This window comes from Azohydromonas lata NBRC 102462, from assembly GCF_001571085.1.
Taxonomy (GTDB): domain Bacteria; phylum Pseudomonadota; class Gammaproteobacteria; order Burkholderiales; family Burkholderiaceae_C; genus Azohydromonas; species Azohydromonas lata.
This window is the reverse complement of the sequence record NZ_BCTC01000080.1, coordinates 1-18,850: the sequence shown is the minus strand read 5'-3', so window position 1 is coordinate 18,850 and position 18,850 is coordinate 1. Positions and strand designations below refer to the sequence as shown.

Sequence of the window (18,850 nt, the reverse complement as noted above, 5' to 3'; positions counted from 1 at the left end):
GAAGGGCCCGGAGGGCAGATGGGGGCGAAGCGGCTGCGCGCAAGGAGCGTTGATTGCAGCGTATCTGTCCTCAAGTGATGGCAAGTTCACTGTTCGTGAGGATTCATGGCAAGCAGAAAAGACTTGGATGCCTGGATGTGGGTCGAGGCCTGCGAGCTGATGGGGCGGGCCGAGCGCCTGCAGCGGCAGTTTTTCCAGCCTCCGCGCGGCGGCGCGTCCGCCGCGGCCTGGGAGCCACCGGTGGACGTGTTCGAGGACGAGCGCGAGCTCGTCATCGTCGTGGCCATGCCCGGCGTGCCGGCCTCGCGCGTGCAGGTCGCGCAGGAGGGCGCCGCGCTGCTGGTGCGCGGCTCGCGCCCCATGCCGCTGTCGGCCTCCGGCCACGCGGTGCGGCATTTGGAGATTCCCTATGGCGCCTTCGAGCGGCGCATCGCGTTGCCGGCCGGCCATTTCCAGATGGGTCAGCCCGAGCTGGCCGATGGCTGCCTGGTGCTGCGACTGATCAAGATTTGAGGGAGATGCACATGGAACGCTTCAAGCCGTCCATCCGGTTCCTGTCCTCGATGCTGGATGCCTCGACCGGTGCCGGCGCTGCCGCTCCGGCTGCGCCGTCGCCCTCGGTCGCTCCGGCGCGGCCTGTAAAACCCATTCCGGAAGACGCACTGATCGTGCTGCCCCTGCGCGACGCCGTGGTCTTCCCCAACACCGTCGTGCCGCTGCTGGTGGGCCGCACGCTGTCGCAGGCTGCCGTGCAGGAGGCCGTGCGCCAGGAAAAGCCCGTGGGCGCGCTGCTGCAGAGCAAGGCCGACGTGGACGACCCCCGCCCCGACGAGCTGCACTGGGTGGGCACCAGCGTGGCCGTGATGCGCTACCTGACCGCCCCCGATGGCAGCCACCATCTGGTGGGCCGCGGCGTGCGGCGCTTTCGCGTGCTGCAGTTCCTGGAGGGCTGGCCCTTCCCGGTGGCGCAGGTGCAGTACATCGACGATCCGGCGCGCGGCGATCCGGAGATCGAGGGCCGCGCCCGCGCGCTCAAGGACCGCGCCATGCAGACGCTGCAACTGCTGCCGCAGGTGCCCGCGGAGATGAGCGCCGCGCTGCAGGCGCTGGAGCAGCCCGCGCAACTGGCCGACGCCGTCTGCAGCGTGCTGGACATCCCGGTGGCGGAGAAGCAGTCGCTGCTGGAGACCTTCGATCTCAAGTCGCGGCTGGACAGGCTGCTTGCCGCCGTCACGCACCGCCTGGAAGTGCTCAAGGTCTCGCGCGACGTGGCCGACCGCACGCGCGAGTCCATTGGCGACGTCAACCGCAAGCACCTGCTGCGCGAGCAGATGCGCGTGATCCAGAAGGAGCTGGGCGAGGACGACGAGAACAGCGCCGACATCGCCGAGCTGGACGCCGCCATCGCCGAGGCCGGCATGCCGGACGACGTGGAAAAGGCCGCCCGCAAGGAGCTCAAGCGGCTGGAGCGCATGCCCGAGGCCGCGGCCGAGCACTCCATGGTGCGCACGTATCTGGAGTGGCTGACCGAGCTGCCCTGGCGCAACCCGGAGCCCGCCGGCATAGACATTCCCGAGGCGCGGCGCATCCTGGACGCGGACCACTTCGGCCTGGAGAAGATCAAGCGCCGCATCCTGGAGCACCTGGCCGTCCACAAGCTCAACCCCAGCGGGCGCAGCCCCATCCTGTGCTTCGCGGGGCCGCCGGGCGTGGGCAAGACCTCGCTGGGCCAGAGCATCGCCAAGGCCACGGGGCGCGCCTTCCAGCGCGTGAGCCTGGGCGGCGTGCACGACGAGTCGGAGATCCGCGGCCACCGGCGCACCTACATCGGCGCGCTGCCGGGCAACATCGTGCAGGCGCTGCGCAAGGCCGGCACGCGGCACACGCTGATCATGCTGGACGAGATCGACAAGCTCGGCGCCGGCGGCGTGCACGGCGACCCGGCCGCGGCGCTGCTGGAGGTGCTGGACCCGGAGCAGAACAACAGCTTCCGGGACACCTACCTGGCCGTGCCCTACGACCTGTCCAAGGTGATGTTCGTGTGCACGGCCAACATGCTGGACACCATTCCCGGCCCGCTGCGCGACCGCATGGAGGTCATACAGCTTCCGGGCTACACCAACCAGGAGAAGCTGGAGATCGCCCGCCGCTACCTGCTGCCGCGCCAGCTCGCCGCCGCGGGCCTGACCGAGGCGCAGTGCCGCGTCACCGACGCGGCGCTGGCCGCCATCGTGGCCGACTACACCCGCGAGGCCGGCGTGCGCAACCTGGAGCGCGAGGTGGGCAGCGTCTGCCGCCACGTGGCGGTGCGCGTGGCCGAGGGCAGCGTGACGGCGATGACGGTGGACGCGGCCGACCTGCCGGCCGTGCTGGGGCCCAAGCGGTTCGAGGCCGAGGTGGCCATGCGCGCGGGCATTCCGGGCGTGGCCACGGGGCTGGCGTGGACGCCGGTGGGGGGCGAAATCCTCTTCATCGAGGCGGCGCGCACGGCGGGCAGCGGCCGTTTGATCCTCACCGGCCAGTTGGGTGACGTGATGAAGGAAAGCGTGCAGGCCGCGCTGTCGCTGGTGAAGGGCCGCGCGGGGGCCTTGGGCATTGCGGCGGAGGCGCTCGACCGGGCCGACGTGCACGTGCACGTGCCTGCGGGCGCCACGCCCAAGGACGGGCCCAGCGCGGGCGTGGCCATGTTCGTGGCGCTGACCTCGCTGCTCAGCGGCCGCCCGGTGCGCGCCGACGTGGCCATGACGGGCGAGATCAGCCTGCGCGGCCTGGTGCTGCCCGTGGGCGGCATCAAGGAAAAGGTGCTGGCCGCGCTGCGCGCCGGCATCAAGACCGTGATGCTGCCCGCGCGCAACCGCCGCGACCTGGAGGACATCCCGCAGGAGGCGCGGGCGCAGCTGGAGTTCGTGTGGCTGGAGCGGGTGGACGAGGCCGTCGCCCTGGCCCTGGAGCCGGCCGTGGCCGTCACGCAGGAGGAGGCGGCGGCCTGAGCTGGCGGCGCCGCGGCGCGGCTGGGCGCTCAGCGCGCCGGGCCGCCGCTGCCCTGGCCGCTGGGGCTGCCAGGGCTGCTTGCGCTCCCGCTGGCGCCGCTGCTTTGGCTGGAGCCCGCGCCGGTGGAAGGCCGCGCAGCGGCTGGCGGCCTGAGTCCCGGGCCGCTGCCGTTGGCCCCGTCCACGACACGCCCGTCCAGGCCGGAGCCCGTGCCGTCGCTGCTGCCGCTGCGCGGCACCGTCCCGCCCGGCGCGGTGGGTGCGCCCGCGCCGCCCAAGCCGGAGCCGCCGTTGGGTGACACCACGATGGCGCCACCGCTGGGGCCGCCCGGGCCCGTGGGCGTGCTGTTGCCGCTGGGATTGGCGCTGCCACCCGCGCCGCCGTCGCCGCTGGTGGTGCCGCTGCCTTGCGCATGGGCCAGCGCGGTGGCGGCCAGGGCCAGGCCCGCCAAGGCCAGGCGCATGGGGTGATGGATGGCTCGCATGGACAACTCCTCGGGTGCCGTCGCTGCGACGGCTGCTGCCTTTCGGGGCAGCAAGCGGGGCGCCGGCTGAGCGTGGCCCTGCAGCGCCGGGCGACGCGGCATGCCGTGCAAAGCGTTCGCCGCAAACGCGCTTTGAAATCCAGGCTGGCCGGAAAATCGCTTATGAATGGCCGGAAGTAAGCACAAGCGCCGTTACATTACTTGTGAATCAAGAATTGTCTGGAGCTTGGCCACCATTTTGGTTTGCAAGCGCATTTCCTGATCCATGTAAAACCCGCCAAATGGACGGCGTGGCGAAATCGCGACGCCTGGAGGCGATGGCCTCGGCCATGACCTACCATCCGGCTTGCCTTCCTGAAATTAACGCCCGGCGCGGGGAAATGTATCAAACGCACACATGGCAAATGGGCTGTGTTGAGTTGCATGGGGTATCGGCCCGCGTCCAGGCTCCGCTGATGGAGACTCGCCGTGACCGACCACTTGCCAGGCAGGTATTTGACGCTGGCCGGCTGCCTGCTGCTGCTGGCGGCCGATATGGGTTGGGCGCAGCCCCGACCGTATGTCAATGTGCCGCAAAAAGACGCGCCCGTGGCGGCGCCCGTTGCGCCGGCGCAGGAAGAATCCAGCCCCTATTATTTGGGTGCCGCCGTCGGCCGCGGCCGGGATTCCAACGTCTTTCGCCTGCCCGAGGAATTGGGCCCGCGCTCCGATTCCTACACCACCGGCTCCGTCCTGGCCGGCATAGACAAGCCCATTGGCCGGCAGCGAATATTTGCTGACGTCACGGTGCGCCGCCAGCGTTTCAATACGCTCAAGGAATTGGACAACACCGGCCATAAATCCAGCGCCGGGGTGGACTGGGAAACGGTCAACAATTTTTCCGGGCAGGTCAAGGCCGATTCGGAACGGACTCTGGCCTCTTATGGTTCGCCTTTTTCGACCACCGTGCTGCGTGAGCGCAATATCAAGACCGAGCGGACTTTCACCGCCACGGCGCAGCGCGGCAACCTGCGCAGCAAGGTGCAGCCCTTCGTCGCTTTCAATTCACGCAAGACGGATTATTCCGCCGAGGCCTATCGCTTTCGCAACAACGACCGCAAGGCCGTGCGTGCCGGCGTGCGCTACCGGCCCAGCGATTTGTTGACCATGGGTGTGGCGGCCGTCGAAGCGCGGGGTGAATATCCATTTTCCCGATTTTCCACCGGCCTGCTGAGCGATCCGGACAAATACAAGAGCCACGGCATAGAGTTCACGGGCGATTGGACCGTGACCGGCAAAAGCAACCTGGACGGCCGCATAGGCTACGAGCAGCGCAGATACGACCTTTCCACGCGGCGGGATTTCTCCGGTTTCAACGGCATGCTGCGCTGGCGCTGGCAGCCCACGGGCAAACTGAGCTTTGCCACCTCGCTGGTGCGCGATTCCGACGATACCGACCGCCTGGTGCCCACCAGCGTGACCGAAGTGGCCACCGCCACCTCGCGTGTCACCAACACCGCCATTTTGGAAGGGACTTGGGCTGCAACCGGCAAGATCAACGTCAACGCCAATTTGCGGTACAGCAACCGGAAACTGGTGAACCCGGTGGCGGATGCCGGTGGCGGCATTCAAAACCTCACCGGTACGGACAAAACCCGCCAAGCCAGCCTGGGCGCCACCTGGAATGCGACGCGCAATGTTTCCGCAGGCTGCAACGTCGGCCGCGAATCCCGCAGCACGAATTCCAACCTGAGTTTCCCTTTCAAGGCCAATACCGTGAACTGTGAGCTGACGGCCTTGCTGCGGTAATGCGGCTTCATTGTTGAAAATTCAGGCCCGCACCGATATGAATTCGGTGCGGGCCATTGACTTTTGGAAATTGGAACATGTTCAAGCGGGGTTTGGCACTGGTCACGACGCTGGTGCGCGAGCAATTGGGCGTGCCGGTGACGCTGCGGCGGTTCTTGCAGGAGCAAACCGAGGCTTTGCGCACCGGGTTGGAAATATTGCCGGCAGGCCTGGCCGCTGGAAATATCACGTGCTGGCATGAATGGGGCGATGCCTGGCGCGACGGTGGCGAAGCGTATGGGCCCGGCGAGCTGCCGGGCTGGAAAACGCAGCGCAATTTCAAATACAAACCCCAGCGCCAGGTGCGGCAAGATTTGTTGCGCCTGGCCACCGTCACGCGCCAGCCGCAGTGGCGGGGCGACATCCGCGACGTGGCGGGCCTGCAGGCCAACCGTGCGGAGCTGGTGAAATTCGATTCGCTGGACGTTTATGCGCAAACTCGCGCCCGCTCACACCTGAGTGAAATCACGCGCGCCCGTCTCAATGCGTTGCTGTCGCACAAGGAATTGCGGTTTCTGCGCCGGCCCAAGCCGGCGGAGTATTTTCTGCAGCCGCTGTGGGACGGCCGGATATTCCTGCTCAACGGCGGCGGCTCGCCGCAATTCGCGGCGGCACGCTTCATTGCCGGGCAGATTGGGCAGGCCGTGCCGCTGGCCGGCGAATTGCGCCAATGCTCGCTCGAACCGCTGGCCGTGAGCGGGCTGCGCCGGGATTTCGAGCTGTTCGCCTTGTCCACGCGCGACCCGCAGGCCATTGCCGGGCTGCACGACGCGCTGCGCCGCCTGCGCGCGCCTTATTTGTGGAAACCCATGCCGCAGCCCCACGCGCAGGCGCAGGTGCTGTTCCTGCCCCGGGGTGACCGCCGTGCCCAGGCCGCCGCGGCCGAGCTGCGCGCCGCCGGGCTGCCGGACGTGGGTAAGCACCTCTCGGCGCTGGTGCTGCGCCAGCACATCTACCTCGTGCGCCAGCGCGAGGGCACGCAGGCACAGGCGGCCTGAAGGGAGGCACAGGGCCCCCGTAAGCTCCCTGTGCCCCCTGCAGGCCTGGCGGCTCCCAAGCCGGGCTGCACGCTCCGCGTTCATGCTGTATCGAGTATTTGTGTTGGATATTTGTCAAAAGCTTTGATTTCTAGAATAAGTCGCCACTGAATTGTTTGAAAATGAATGCGTTGGCGGATTGTTTGCCTCTGTACACCAATATAACCCGCCATCCCCACGGTTATTCTGTTTCGTGTATGCGCTGAAACATTGAAGCAATTTCACGCAAAAAAACTGACACGGTTAACCTGATTAAACCATTTTTCACCATTGGCGATTATGCAAGTTTTCGTACGCGCCAGTTTTTCGGTGAAGCGCGCTTAAAGTCCGCGGCTCGCGGGTGGGGTGTATGTCTCCATCCTGTCTTGAATATGCGGATTTGTGTGCCGGTACTTTCACCGGTGCCGCCACGGCGGCCTGGGCTGGTATATGCAGCCCAGCGTTCAACCATCCGCTGCATTTACAGCAAGTGAATACCGGATGCGCAGCATTCAATATCGCCCGCTTCTGGGCGTTTCCATTTTTTGTGCGGCCTCCCTTTTGGCGGCCTGTGGTGGCGGCGGTGACGCCGCCGATGGCATGGAGCCCACGGCATCGCTGAGCACGAGTGAAGCCGCCCAGGGGCTGCAGGCGTCGTCGTCGGCGCCGTCGGACAGCCTGGCGACGGCTTCGCTGGCCGCTGCCGACGGCGGCGAGGACAGCGCGGACGAAGGCGCCATGTCCGTGGAGCCCGCGCCCTGGGAGCTGCACGAGGACGAGGCGCTGTCGCAAGCCTTCTTCGCCAGCCAGCAGGCCAAACCGCTGTCGGCCGGCCTGGCCAGCGGCCAGCGCGTGAAGTGGAACCCCGGCCACTACATCGCCCTGAGCCGCCGCGATGACGCCTCCGTCATCCAGGCGCTCAAGGAAATCCAGCGCTTTCCGCAGGTCAAGGGCCTGCTGCTTCGCTACAACTGGCGCCAGATGGAGCCGCGCAAGGGCGACTACCAGTTCTCCGGCATAGACCGCGACATCGAGCTTGCCCGCGCCTACGGCAAGCGCGTCTTCATCATGGTGGAGACCAAGGCCTTCCGCGCCGGCGTGCGCGCCGTGCCGGACTACATGCACACCGGCGAGTACGACGGCGGCGCCTACAAGATCCGCATCAACGCCAAGTCCACCCTGGGCTCCAGCGACACCTACGGCGAGAACGCCGCGCTGCACAACAGCAAGGTGCGCGACCGCCTCATCGCGCTGACCACGGCGCTGGGCCGGCGCTACAACGCGAACAACTCGGTGGAGGGCGTGGCCTTCAACGAGACGGCCATGGGCCGCACGCTGCAGCCGCTGTCGCGCAAGCAGACCGACGCCTTCTTCGACAACCTCGCGCAGGTGGACACGGCCACGCGCCGCGCCTTCCCCAACACCGTGGTGCTGCAGTTCGTCAACTTCCCCGCACCCTACATGCCGGGCCTGGTGGAGAACATGATCCGCTCCTCGGTGGGCGTGGGCGGGCCGGACACCTTCCTCAACGACCACGACCTCAACCGCGTCACCTACCCGCTCTACGACCGCGCCCGCGGCAAGGTGCCCATCGGCCCGTCGGTGCAGCCTGAGAACTACTTCGCCCGCTCGCACAACGGCCCACATTCACCCCCGAGCGTGAAGGAGTTGCACGCCTTCGCCCAAAATCGGCTGCATGCGAACTACCTGTTCTGGAGCCGCACGCTCATCCGCCCCTTGATGCCCTACAACCAGGTGCTGCGGATGTTCCAGTCGGAAGCCTTCCCCCGCGACGGCGCCGGCGGCTTGAACAGCGACTGTCCCTCGAACTTGGGCGCCTGCGTGAAGGCGCTCTGACGGAGAACACTTCAGCCGATGCATAGACGCCAATTCGCCCGCGCCGCCGCAGCGCTCGCCGCGTTCGGAATCCCGCTGCACCGCGCCTTGGCGGCCGAGGCCGCCGCGCCCAAGACGGCTGCGGCGGCCACGCCCGCGGCGGCCGCGGCCTCCACGCTCACGCCGGCCCAGCCCTTCGATTACGCCTGGCTCAAGGGCCTGGCGCGCACCAAGGCCGCCGCGGCGTACAAGGCGCCCGCCGAGAACCTGCCGCGCGAGGTCGCCGCGCTGGACTGGGACCAGTACCAGGCCATCCAGTACCGCGACGACCACGCCTTGTGGGCGAATGACGCCGACAGCAATTTCCGGCTGAAGTTCTTCCACCTGGGCCTGTTCTTCAAGTCGGCCGTGCGCATGCACGAGGTGGTCGGCGGCCAGGCGCGCCAGCTCGCCTACGACCCGGAGATGTTCGACTACGGCAAGAGCGGCCTGCGCAACGTGAGGCTGCCGGCCAACCTGGGCTTTGCCGGCTTCCGGGTGGATTTCCATACCGACTGGCGCAGCGACGTGGCGGCCTTCCTGGGCGCGAGCTACTTCCGCGCCGTGGGCGGGGAGCGCCAGTACGGCCTGTCGGCGCGCGGCCTGGCGGTGGACACCGGCCTGGGGCGCGCCGAGGAGTTCCCCAGCTTCACCGACTTCTGGTTCGAGCGCCCGGCCGCGGGCAGCGACGTGATGACGGTCTACGCCCTCATGGACTCGCCCAGCGTGGCCGGCGCCTACCGCTTCGACATCCGTCCCGGCAACACGCTGGTGATGGACGTGGACGCGGCGCTGTACCCGCGCAAGGCCGTGGAGCGGCTGGGCATCGCGCCGCTGACCAGCATGTTCCAGTACGGCGAGAACGACCGCCGGGTGGCCAACGACTGGCGCCCCGAGGTGCACGACTCCGACGGCCTGGCCGTCTGGAGCGGGCAGGGCGAGTGGCTGTGGCGCCCGCTCACCAACCCCGCCTCGCTGCGCTTCTCGGCCTTCACCGACGAGAACCCGCGCGGCTTCGGCCTGCTGCAGCGCGACCGCGACTTCGACCACTACCAGGACGACGGCGTCTTCTACGAGAAGCGGCCTAGCCTGTGGGTGACGCCCAGGGCGGGCTGGGGCAAGGGCGCCATCAACCTGGTGGAGCTGCCCACCGACGACGAAACCAACGACAACATCGTCGCCTTCTGGAACCCCGCGCAGCCGCTGGTGCCGGGCGAGGAGCGGCTGTTCAGCTACCAGTTGCACTGGGGCGCGCAGCCGCCCGCGCTGCCGCGCCTGGCGCAGGCCGTGGCCACGCGCACGGGCCTGGGCGGCGTGGTGGGGCAAAAGCGCAGCTATTTCTCGCAGCGCTTTGCCGTGGACTTTGCCGGCGGCGACTTCAGCCTGCTCAGCGGCAACGCGCAGGTGGAGCCGGTGATCTGGGCTTCGCGCGGCCAGGTGGAGATCACGTCCGCCCGCCCGCTCAACGCCCTGCGCGGCTGGCGCGCCATGTTCGACCTGCGCCCCATGGACGACTCGGTGGAGCCCATAGAGCTGCGCCTGTTCCTGCGCTACCAGGGCCGCCCGCTCACCGAGACCTGGACCTACCAGTGGACGCCGCCCGCAGCGGCGCAGCGGGCGTTCTGAGCCCGCGCGCCGCGGGCCGGGTTACAACCCCGGTTTCTTGGAGGCGGAAGGTGTCGACGATGCGTGGCGTGGCGGTGTTTTGCGGTTCCAACTTCGGCGCGTCGCCGGCCTATGCCGAGGCCGCCGCGGCCCTTGGGCGGGAGATGGCCGCGCGGGGCCTGCGGCTGGTCTATGGCGGCACCACCAAGGGCCTCATGGGCGTGGTGGCCGACGCGGTGCTGGCCGCCGGCGGCTCGGCCACGGGCGTGATCACGCACAAGCTGCACGCGCGGGGCCACCTGCACGGCAAGCTCTCGGCGCACGAGCTCGTGCCCACCATGCGCGAGCGCAAGACGCGCATGGGCGAGCTGGCCGACGCCTTCGTGGCCCTGCCCGGCGGCCTGGGCACCTTCGAGGAGTTGTTCGAAGCCGCCACGCTCACGCAGTTGGGCGAGCACGTGAAAGCCTGCGGCGTGCTCAACGTCAATGGCTACTACGAGCCGCTGCGCGCCATGCTGGACCGCGCGGTGGCCGAGGGCTTCATGAAGGCCGAGCACCGCGACATGGTCGTGGTCGAGTCCGACCCCGCGCGGCTGCTCGATGCCCTGGCCGCCTGGCAGCCGCCGGTGGTGGACAAGTGGATAGGCCAGCCCGGGTCGTGATGGGGTTCGCTCCGCGCTGAGCCCGTCCCGCCGCACGTTCCACCTTGCGGGGGATGTCCTGTCCACCCCCCGGAACGATGCGCCAGGGCCCTGGCCTGCGGACACTGCGCTCCCGTTGCAGCCGCACTGCGACGCCGCTTCGACAGCGGCCTCCCACCCGCTCACGACCGCCAGGAGATCCACGCATGACCGCTTCGCTTTCCCCCGACCGCATCCTGCAGACCGGCGCCGCCTTCTGGGGCTCCAAGGCCCTGCTCTCCGCCGTGGAGCTGGGCGTGTTCACGGTGCTGGCCGAGGGGCCGCTCACCGGCGAGCAACTGCGCGTACGGCTGGGCCTGCACCAGCGCGCCGTCCCGGACTTCTTCGACACGCTGCTGGCGCTGGGCTTCCTGCAGCGCGAGGGGCAGGGCGCGCGGGCCTGCTACAGCAACACGGCCGAGACGCAGCACTTCCTCGACCGCCGCTCGCCGGCCTACATGGGCGGCATGCTGGAGATGGCCAACGACAGGCTCTACCGCTTCTGGGGCGACCTCACCCAGGCGCTGCGCACGGGGCAGCCGCAAAACGAGATCAAGCACACGGGCGAGCCGCTGTTCGCCAAGCTGTACGAGAACCCGGCGCGGCTGGAGCAGTTCATGGCCGCGATGAGCGGCATCTCGGCCGGCAACTTCGCGCTGTTGGCCGAGAAGTTCGACTTCAGCCCCTACCTGACGCTGGCCGACGTGGGCGGCGCCACGGGCCAGCTCGCCTGCCTGGTGGCGGCGCGCCACCCGCACCTGTACTGCACGTCGCTGGACCTGCCCAAGGTCACGGACATCGCGCGGCGCAAGATCGCCGAGCGCGGCATGTCCGACAGGGTGCAGGCGCAACCCTTTGACTTCTTCAACGATCCCTTCCCGCAGGCCGACGTCATCACCATGGGCATGATCCTGCACGACTGGAACCTGGAGAAGAAGCTGCAGCTCATGCGCAGGGCTTGGGCGGCCCTGCCGCCGGGGGGCTGCCTCATCGCCGTGGACAACCTCATAGACGACGAGCGCCGCCACAACGCCTTCGGCCTGCTGATGTCGCTGAACATGCTCATCGAGTTCGGCGACGCCTTCGACTACACGGGCGCCGACTTCAGCCGCTGGGCGCGGCAGGTCGGCTTCAGGCGCACCGAGGTGCTGCCGCTGGCCGGGCCGGGCAGCGCGGCCATCGCCTACAAGTAAAGGCCGCGCCGCGCCGCGGCAGGCCCGGCGGGCTCATGCGGCGAACAGCTCGACGATGAAGTTGCGCAGCCACACGTTGGCCGGGTCCTTGTGCATGCGGGCGTGCCAGAACAGGTTGATGGACGGCACGGGCATCTCCACGGGATGCGCCGCGTAGGACAGTCCAAAGGGCGCGGCGATGCGCTGCGCAAGCGTCTCGGGCACGGTGGCCAGCAGGTCGGTGTTCTGGACGATGTGGGCCACGGCCGTGAAGTGCGGCACGGTCAGCCGCACCCGGCGCTGCACCCCGCTGCGCTGCATCACCTCGTCGGCCAGGCCGTGCCCCGTGCCTTGCGCGATCACCGCCACGTGCTCGGCCGCGCAGAACTCCTGCAGCGTGATGCGTCGCTTGTCGAGTTGGTGGCCCTTGCGCATCAGGCAGACGTAGCGCGTCTGCAGGATGCGGCGCTGGAAGAACCCGGCCTTGAGTTGCGGCAGCAGGCCCACGGCCAGGTCCACCTTGGCCGCTTCCATCTCGTCCTTGAGGTTCACCGACGCATTGCGCACGGTGCTGATGGTCACGTTGGGCGCGGCCTGCATGAGCGCCGCCACCAGCCGAGGCAGGAACCAGATCTCGCCGATGTCGTTCATGCCCATGGTGAAAGCCCGCCGCGCGGTGGCCGGGTCGAAGCCGCTCTTCTGGTTGAGCGCACTGCGGATCATGCCCAGCGCGTAGCTCACCGACTCGGCCAACTGCTCGGCGTAGGGCGTGGGCTCCATCCCTTTGGGCGTGCGCGTGAACAAGTCATCGCCCAGCAACTTGCGCAGCCTCGCCAGCGCATTGCTCACCGCGGGCTGGGTCAAGCCCAGGTTCTCCGCCACCCTGGACACCCGTTTCTCGACCAGCAACTGGTTGAAGACGATCAGCAGGTTCAGGTCGATCTCTTCCAGCTCCATCGCCGCCTCTTCATTGATTTTGGTGATGCAGTGTATTCAGTCCAATCCATTGGCTGAATGTAGGCAAACTTGGAGCATGCACGCCATCGCTTCGTGCCATTACCGCACTGCCATGGAAGTCCTCGTTCAACCTCTGCAGCGCGGCTTGACGTCCAGCCCGGCGCCAACCTGCTGGAAGTGCTGCGCGAGCACCAGCTGCCCCCGTCCTACAGCTGCACGGCCGGGCGCTGCGGCACCTGCCGCTGCCGCGTGGGCGAAGGCGAGGTGATGGACGGCGGTGCGCAAATGCAGCGCCCGCGGGCCGCGGACCCGCATCGACAACGACATCCTTCCAGCCCGCCGACCCGGCCGTGACCAGGGATGGTCGCGGTGCTGCTCATCAACCACGGCCGCTGCGCCGCCGCCTCCCCGGCGGCAGCGGGCACCGAAAAGTTCAAGCCCAGCGCTCTCGTGCCGCAAGCGCAAGGCGGGCGTGGTCGCTGAGCCGACGGCGGGCCGCCTCCACCGCGCCGGCGGGCCGCTCAGGCGGGCGCGGCGCCCAGCGCCTGGCGCAGCGTGGCCAGCGCGGGGCCGAAATCGAAGTTGTCGAGCTGCCTTGCCAGCGTCTGCATGCGCGGCCCAAGCGCTGCGCTCAGCAGCGCCTCGTGCTCCCGAAAGAGCTGCGTGCTGCTGAAGTCGTCCTCGGCCAGCAGTGCCTCCAGCCGCGTGGCCACGGCGCGGGCCTGCTGCAGCGCGGCCGGCGAAGGCGTGCCGGCGCGCTCGGCGCCGCCATCGTCCGCGGGCAGGGCGGCCGCCAGCGCGGTGCTCAGCGCCTGGAACTCCGCCTGCACCGCCTGCGCCCGCTGGTGCAGCGCGTGCGCGGCCGCAGGCGGCGCGCCGCGGCCGCGCGCGTCGGCTTCCAGCGCCCCGGCCGCATCGGCCAGCCGCTGCGCACCCAACGTGGCCGCCAGGCCCTTGAGGCTGTGGGCGCTGAAGGCCAGCGCCGCCGTGTCGCCCGCGGACAGTTGCTGTTGCAACTGGCGCGGCAGCTCGCTGTCGCGCAGGTGGGCCAGCATGCGGGCGTACAGCGCCACGCGGCCGCGCGTGCGCTGCAGCCCGGCCGCGGCGTCCAGGCCGGCCACGGCCATGAGCTGCGCGTGCAGTGCCGCATCAGCCTCTTGCGCCGGCCCTGGCGCCGCCTGCGGCGCGGGGCCGGGCGCTTGGGCTGCGGCAGCCGGCGCGGGCAGCCAGCGCAGCAGCGTGCGGAACAGCACGTCCGGCTCCACCGGCTTGGCGATGTGGTCGTTCATGCCCGCGGCCAGGCAAAGCTCGCGGTCCTCGTGGAGCGCGTTGGCCGTCATGGCCAGGATGGGCGTGGCTGCGTGCGCGGGCAGCCTGCGTATGCGCCGCGCGGCCTCCAGGCCGTCCAGCCGCGGCATCTGCATGTCCATCAGGATCAGGCCGTAGGCCGTGGCGCGGGCCTTGTCCACGGCGGACTGGCCGTCGTCGGCCACGTCCACGTCCAGGCCCACGCCGGCGAGCAGCTCGCGCGCCACCTCCTGGTTGATGGCGTTGTCCTCGGCCAGCAGCACGCGCGCGCCGGCATGGCGGCGCAGCAGGTTTTCCAGCTCGGCCGCCGGCGCCACCGGCACGGGCGGTTGGGCGAAAGCCCTGTCCGTGCCGCGTGCCATGGGCAGCTCCACGCGGAAGGTGCTGCCCACGCCCGGCTCGCTGCTCACGCCGATGCGCCCGCCCATCAGCTCCGTGAGCCGGCGGCAGATGGCCAGGCCCAGGCCCGTGCCGCCGTACTTGCGCGTGGTGGAGGCGTCGGCCTGCTCGAAGGGCTGGAACAGGCGCTCCTGCTGCTCGGCGCTCAGCCCTATGCCGCTGTCCTGCACCTCGAAGCGCACCACCATGGGCGCGCCGGGCGGGCTGGCCAGGCGGGCGCTCACGCGCACGTGGCCGGCCTCGGTGAACTTCACGGCGTTGCCCACGAAGTTGAGCAGGATCTGGCCCAGGCGCAGCCCGTCGCCGTGCAGCACGCGGGGCAGGCCGGCCATCTCCGTGATGAGCGCCAGGCCCTTGGCCTCGGCCTTGTCGCGCAGCAGGCTGCACACGTCGTCCACGACGCGCTCCACGTCGAAGTCGGCCGTCTCCAGCCGCAGCTTGCCGGCCTCGATCTTGGAGAGGTCCAGGATGTCGTTGATCACGCCCAACAAGTGGTGCGCCGCCGTGGAGATCTTGGCCAGCCGCTCCAGTTGCACGGGCTCGCGCAGGTCGCGCTTGAGCAGGTGCGCCAGGCCGATGATGGCGTTCATGGGCGTGCGGATCTCGTGGCTCATGTTGGCCAGGAAGGCGCTCTTGCTGCGGTTGGCGGCCTCGGCGGCGTCGCGCGCCTGCTTGAGCTCGGCCTCGGCGTGCTTGCGCCGCGTGATGTCCTCGAACAGCACCACGCTGCCCACGACCTCGCCGTCGCGCGTGAGCGGCGCGGCGGAGTAGGCGACGGGGAAGGCGCTGCCGTCGCGGCGCCAGAAGCACTCGGTGTCGCTGCGCGCGCGCTGGTTGTCCAGCAAGGCGCGGCGCACCTGGCAGCCGTCGGCGCGGGTGTCGGCGCGGCGCGCCTGGGGCGACAGCACGATCTGCGGCAGCGGCAGGCCCACGAGCTGGCGCGTGTCCTCGAAGCCCAGCAGCAGCGCCGCGGCACGGTTGGCCAGCGTCACGCGGCCTTCCATGTCGGTGCTGAAGATGCCTTCGGTGGTGGACTCCACCAGCGTGCGCAGCTGCTCCTCCTTGTTGGCCAGCACCTCGGCGGCGCGCGCGCTGTCGGTGATGTCGCGCGCCTGGGTGAGGAAGCCGTCGAAGCGGCCCTGGGCATCGCGCAGCACGCAGCGCGTCGTGGAGATCAGCCGTTCGCCCAAGCCGGCCAGCGGCATGTGCCGCTCCACCACCATGACGTCGTGGCCGCTGGCGATGAGCGCGTCCTCGTCGGCCCGCACCAGGGCGGCCAGGTCGGGGGCCAGCACCTCGCCGGCCGTGCGTCCGGCCAGGGCCTTCCAGTCGGCGATCGCGTTGGCCTGCGCGTAAGCCCGGCTGACGGCCTTGTAGCGGTGCTCGCGGTCCTTGAGCGCGATGAGGTCGGGCGATATCTCCAGCACGCGCGTGAAGTCCAGGTTGACGGCCTCGGCCGCTTCCTTGGCGCGGTGCAGCTCGGCCGTGCGCTCGGCCACGAGCTGCTCCAGCTGGTGGCGGTGGCGCTCCAGTTCCTCGGCGGTGCGCTTTTGCGCCGTGATGTCCTCCCACAGCGCCACCATGTAGGTGCGCCCGCCCAAGCGCACCGGGCAGGCGGTGACGCGCACGTCGAACAGCGTGCCGTCCTTGCGCCGGTGCACGTTTTCGAGCCGGCGCACCTTGTCGCGCACCGTGCGCTCCATGGAGTCTTGCAGCGCCTTGGGCGCCAGGCCGGCCTGCACCTGCTGCAGCGACATGCCCAACAGCTCCTCGCGCCCGTAGCCCAGCAGCCGGCAGGTGGCTGCGTTGACCTGCACGTAGCGGCCGCTGTCGGTGTCTATGACCTCGATGGCGTAGGGCGCCTCGTCGAACACCGCCTGCATCAGGGCCTCGCTGTCGCGGGCCGAGGCTTCGGCGGCGTCGCGCGCGGCCAGCGCGTTGCGAAAGGCCAGCACCGTGCGCGCCAGCGTCGGCAGCACGCCGGGGCGGCCTTGCGCCAACTGCTCGACCTGCGCCAGTTGCGCCGGCTCCGGCTTGCCCTCGGACAGGCACTGCAGCGTCCGGGTCAACAGCGACACCCGCGCCGTCAGCCGCCGCACGGCCAGCAGCCAGAACAGCATGAGCCCGCCCAACGCCAGCGCGCCGGCCGCGCCGATGTGCACCTGCCGCTGCCCCAGGGCCTGCAGCAGCGCCGTGCCCTGCGAGGCCGAGCCGTGCAGCGTTGACTCGGCGATGCCCCGCGCGTGCTCGCTCAAATGCAGGTGGACGTCGCTGGCCTGCAACGCCTGGCGCCACGCCTGTGGCGGATCGGCGGCGGCCAGCTCGGTGGCCCTGGTCACCAACTGGCGGTAGCGGGTGAAGTCCTGCCGCACCTCGTTGGCGGGCTGACTGTCCGCGGCCGCGGGCCACTGCTTCTCGACGGCGGCCAGCCGGTCCACCAGCTCGGCCCGCACACGCTGGAGCGCGGCCTGGTCGGCCTGCGTGCCGGTCTGCTCCAGGGTGCGTAGCACCAGGCGCTGTATGCCAGCGAGCTCGTGATCCAGGTTGAGGGCCTGGGCTGCGCGCCGACTTTGCTGCAGTTGCTGCGTGCGGGTGGTCTCGTGCTCGCCCCACAGGCGGTCGAACGCCAGGTAGTTGAGCGCGGCCAGCACCAGCGCCAGCGCGGTGCTGGGCAGGAAGATCAGGCGCAGGAAGGGCGCGACGCCGCTGCTTTGAAGTCTCATGGCTGCTGCTGCACGGCGTGCACCGGCAGCAGCCGGCGCGTCACGGAAATGCTGTCCACGTAGCGGGAGCCGGCGTCCCCCAGGGGACGGAACGGCGCGAGCATGCCCTCCTTGGGAAAGCCGCCCGCCTGGACCACCGCGCCGCACAGCGCTGCGCAGCCCTGTAGCGCGTGCAGGCCCAGCCTCGTTCGTCCCGTGTGCTTCATGTGCCGCTGTCCGCCGTCTGCGTCACCGTCTGCCCTGCCTGTGCGGCTGCCTGTGCGGCTGCCTGGGCCACAGCCGGTGCCGGCGCGGACTGCGGATCGGCCACGCGGCCGGCCACGGCGGCGAACTCCTCGCGGCAGGCGAGGAAGGCGTCCACCACGTCGGGGTCGAAATGCCGGCCGCTGCCCTCCACGATGATGCGCGTCGTCTCCTCCAGGCTCATGGGCGGCTTGTAGACGCGCCGGGACATGAGGGCGTCGAACACGTCGGCCAGGGCCATCAGGCGGGCGCTGACGGGAATGTCTTCGCCGGCCAGGCCGCGCGGGTAGCCGCTGCCGTCCCACTTCTCGTGGTGGTGCTGTGCAATCTCGCGCGCCGCCTGCAAGAAGGCGAAGGCCTCGCCGGCCATCTCGTGCGCGGCGGCGTCGCTGACGCTGGCCAGGGCGCCTTGCATGGCCTTGGCGATGGCGTCGGCGCCAATGGCGGCATGCGCCTTCATCAGCTCGAACTCCTTTGGCGTGAGCTTGCCGGGCTTGAGCAGGACGGCGTCGGCAATGCCCACCTTGCCGATGTCGTGCAGCGGCGCGGCCTGCACCACCATATCCAGGCGCTGGCCCTGCAGCGCCGACGCAAAGCGCGGGTGGTCGCGCAGCCGCCGCGCCAGCAGCTCCACGTAGGCCTGCGTGCGCACGATGTGGTGGCCGGTCTCGCTGTCGCGCGCCTCGCCCAAGCAGGCCAGCGCGCGCAGGCTCAGGTCCTGGATGAGCAGGTTCTGGCGCAGGCGCCGCGCCACCTCCTGTTCCAGCCGCCGGTTGTGGCGCGCGAGCTGGTCGCGCGTGCGCTTGAGCTCCACATGGGTGCGCACGCGCGCCAGGGTGACGGCCGGGTCTATGGGCTTGGTGATGTAGTCCACCGCGCCCTCGGCCAGGCCCTTGCGCTCGCTGTCGGCGCCGTCCAGCGCGGTGATGAAGATGACGGGAATGTCGCGCGTGGCCGGGTCCGCCTGCAGCCGGCGCAGCACCTCGTAGCCGTCCATGCCGGGCATCATCACGTCCAGCAGGATCAGGTCGGGCCTGGCGGCCTGCACCGCGCGCAGCGCGCTCTCGCCTGCGGTGGTGGCGCGCACCCGGTACGTGGGCTGCAGCAGGTCGCCCAACAGCTTGAGGTTTTGCGGCGTGTCATCGACGACGAGCACCGTCGGCTTGGCGCTCTCCTCAGGCGTCATGGCGGGTTGCAAGCTGATGGTCATGCGCGGCCCTCGGCAGGAGAAGGTCGTAATGATATGTAGCTGGATGCCGTGGCCACGGCACGGCGAGCTTGAAGTTGCGCAAGCGCACGCCGAGCGGACGCGACCAGGCTTGGTGAGGGGATGCCGCGCTCGACCGGCGCCTCTTCAAAGCCGCCGCCATGGGCCGCGCACCGGCCGTGCTCGCCCGGCGGTGGATGTTGCAATCTGCAGCGGTGCGGCATCGTTGCCTGACTGTCAAAGTGCCGGTCTGCCGCGGCCGGCGTGGCGGGTGCGCGTCGCGCCAAGCCCACCATCGACAGCACTGGAAATGCTTGGCCTCGTGAACTTTCAGCACGCAGAGCTTGGCGCGCCTGAAACCTT

The 18,850-nt window shown here is 69.6% G+C and carries 14 protein-coding genes; 9 read left to right on the top strand and 5 right to left on the bottom strand.

All coding sequences use genetic code 11. The features are described from left to right. Positions 1–105 precede the first annotated feature (105 nt). Positions 106–513: an Hsp20/alpha crystallin family protein gene (locus ALA01S_RS22220; protein ID WP_066341194.1), complete on the top strand. Its 408-nt coding sequence runs from the start codon at positions 106–108 to the stop codon at positions 511–513. Between the two features lie 11 nt (positions 514–524). After that, the gene (gene lon, locus ALA01S_RS22215; protein WP_238455892.1) at positions 525–2,990 is read left to right on the top strand and encodes an endopeptidase La; all 2,466 of its coding nucleotides are present in this window, start codon (positions 525–527) and stop codon (positions 2,988–2,990) included. A 29-nt stretch (positions 2,991–3,019) separates the two neighbouring features. Here lon and ALA01S_RS22210 read toward each other — a convergent pair whose 3' ends face one another. Then, positions 3,020–3,475 carry a hypothetical protein gene (locus ALA01S_RS22210; protein WP_157119189.1) on the bottom strand — a complete coding sequence of 152 codons (456 nt, stop codon included), beginning with the start codon at positions 3,473–3,475 and terminating at the stop codon, positions 3,020–3,022. A 468-nt stretch (positions 3,476–3,943) separates the two neighbouring features. On the opposite strand from ALA01S_RS22210, the gene ALA01S_RS22205 reads away from it, so the two are divergent. The 6 genes from ALA01S_RS22205 to ALA01S_RS22180 all read left to right on the top strand — a co-directional run bounded on the left by ALA01S_RS22205 (position 3,944) and on the right by ALA01S_RS22180 (position 11,671). Then, a complete protein-coding gene (locus ALA01S_RS22205; protein ID WP_157119188.1) occupies positions 3,944–5,263 on the top strand; it encodes a porin family protein in 1,320 nt (439 codons plus the stop codon). Between the two features lie 77 nt (positions 5,264–5,340). Beyond that, positions 5,341–6,300 carry a DUF6685 family protein gene (locus ALA01S_RS22200; RefSeq protein ID WP_066341185.1) on the top strand — a complete coding sequence of 320 codons (960 nt, stop codon included), beginning with the start codon at positions 5,341–5,343 and terminating at the stop codon, positions 6,298–6,300. A gap of 618 nt (positions 6,301–6,918) precedes the next feature. Further along, a complete protein-coding gene (locus ALA01S_RS22195; protein WP_066341178.1) occupies positions 6,919–8,175 on the top strand; it encodes a beta-galactosidase in 1,257 nt (418 codons plus the stop codon). A gap of 18 nt (positions 8,176–8,193) precedes the next feature. Continuing rightward, positions 8,194–9,819, top strand: a complete 1,626-nt coding sequence (locus ALA01S_RS22190) for an OpgD/OpgG family glucan biosynthesis protein (RefSeq protein ID WP_066341176.1) — start codon at positions 8,194–8,196, stop codon at positions 9,817–9,819. A gap of 59 nt (positions 9,820–9,878) precedes the next feature. After that, entirely contained in the window at positions 9,879–10,460 is a 582-nt protein-coding gene (locus ALA01S_RS22185; protein ID WP_066341174.1) for an LOG family protein, read from the top strand. A gap of 185 nt (positions 10,461–10,645) precedes the next feature. Then, on the top strand, positions 10,646–11,671 hold the full coding sequence (locus tag ALA01S_RS22180; RefSeq protein WP_066341172.1) for a methyltransferase: 1,026 nt from the start codon (positions 10,646–10,648) through the stop codon (positions 11,669–11,671). A gap of 33 nt (positions 11,672–11,704) precedes the next feature. On the opposite strand, the gene ALA01S_RS22175 is transcribed toward ALA01S_RS22180, so the two are convergent. Then, positions 11,705–12,607, bottom strand: coding sequence for a LysR family transcriptional regulator (locus ALA01S_RS22175; RefSeq protein WP_066341166.1), 903 nt, complete (start codon positions 12,605–12,607; stop codon positions 11,705–11,707). Positions 12,608–12,700: 93 nt separating this feature from the next. Between ALA01S_RS22175 and ALA01S_RS32110 the strand changes: the two genes are divergently transcribed. Beyond that, positions 12,701–12,961 carry a 2Fe-2S iron-sulfur cluster-binding protein gene (locus tag ALA01S_RS32110; protein ID WP_307189697.1) on the top strand — a complete coding sequence of 87 codons (261 nt, stop codon included), beginning with the start codon at positions 12,701–12,703 and terminating at the stop codon, positions 12,959–12,961. A 167-nt stretch (positions 12,962–13,128) separates the two neighbouring features. Here ALA01S_RS32110 and ALA01S_RS22170 read toward each other — a convergent pair whose 3' ends face one another. From ALA01S_RS22170 to ALA01S_RS22160, 3 genes are read right to left on the bottom strand one after another with little or no spacing between them, the layout of a single operon-like run. Next, entirely contained in the window at positions 13,129–17,037 is a 3,909-nt protein-coding gene (locus ALA01S_RS22170) for a PAS domain-containing hybrid sensor histidine kinase/response regulator (RefSeq protein WP_066341163.1), read from the bottom strand. Beyond that, positions 17,034–17,243: a hypothetical protein gene (locus ALA01S_RS22165; RefSeq protein ID WP_066341160.1), complete on the bottom strand. Its 210-nt coding sequence runs from the start codon at positions 17,241–17,243 to the stop codon at positions 17,034–17,036. Before ALA01S_RS22165 ends, ALA01S_RS22170 begins: the two co-directional genes overlap by 4 nt. Then, positions 17,240–18,490: a response regulator gene (locus ALA01S_RS22160; RefSeq protein ID WP_238455891.1), complete on the bottom strand. Its 1,251-nt coding sequence runs from the start codon at positions 18,488–18,490 to the stop codon at positions 17,240–17,242. Before ALA01S_RS22160 ends, ALA01S_RS22165 begins: the two co-directional genes overlap by 4 nt. Positions 18,491–18,850 lie beyond the last annotated feature (360 nt).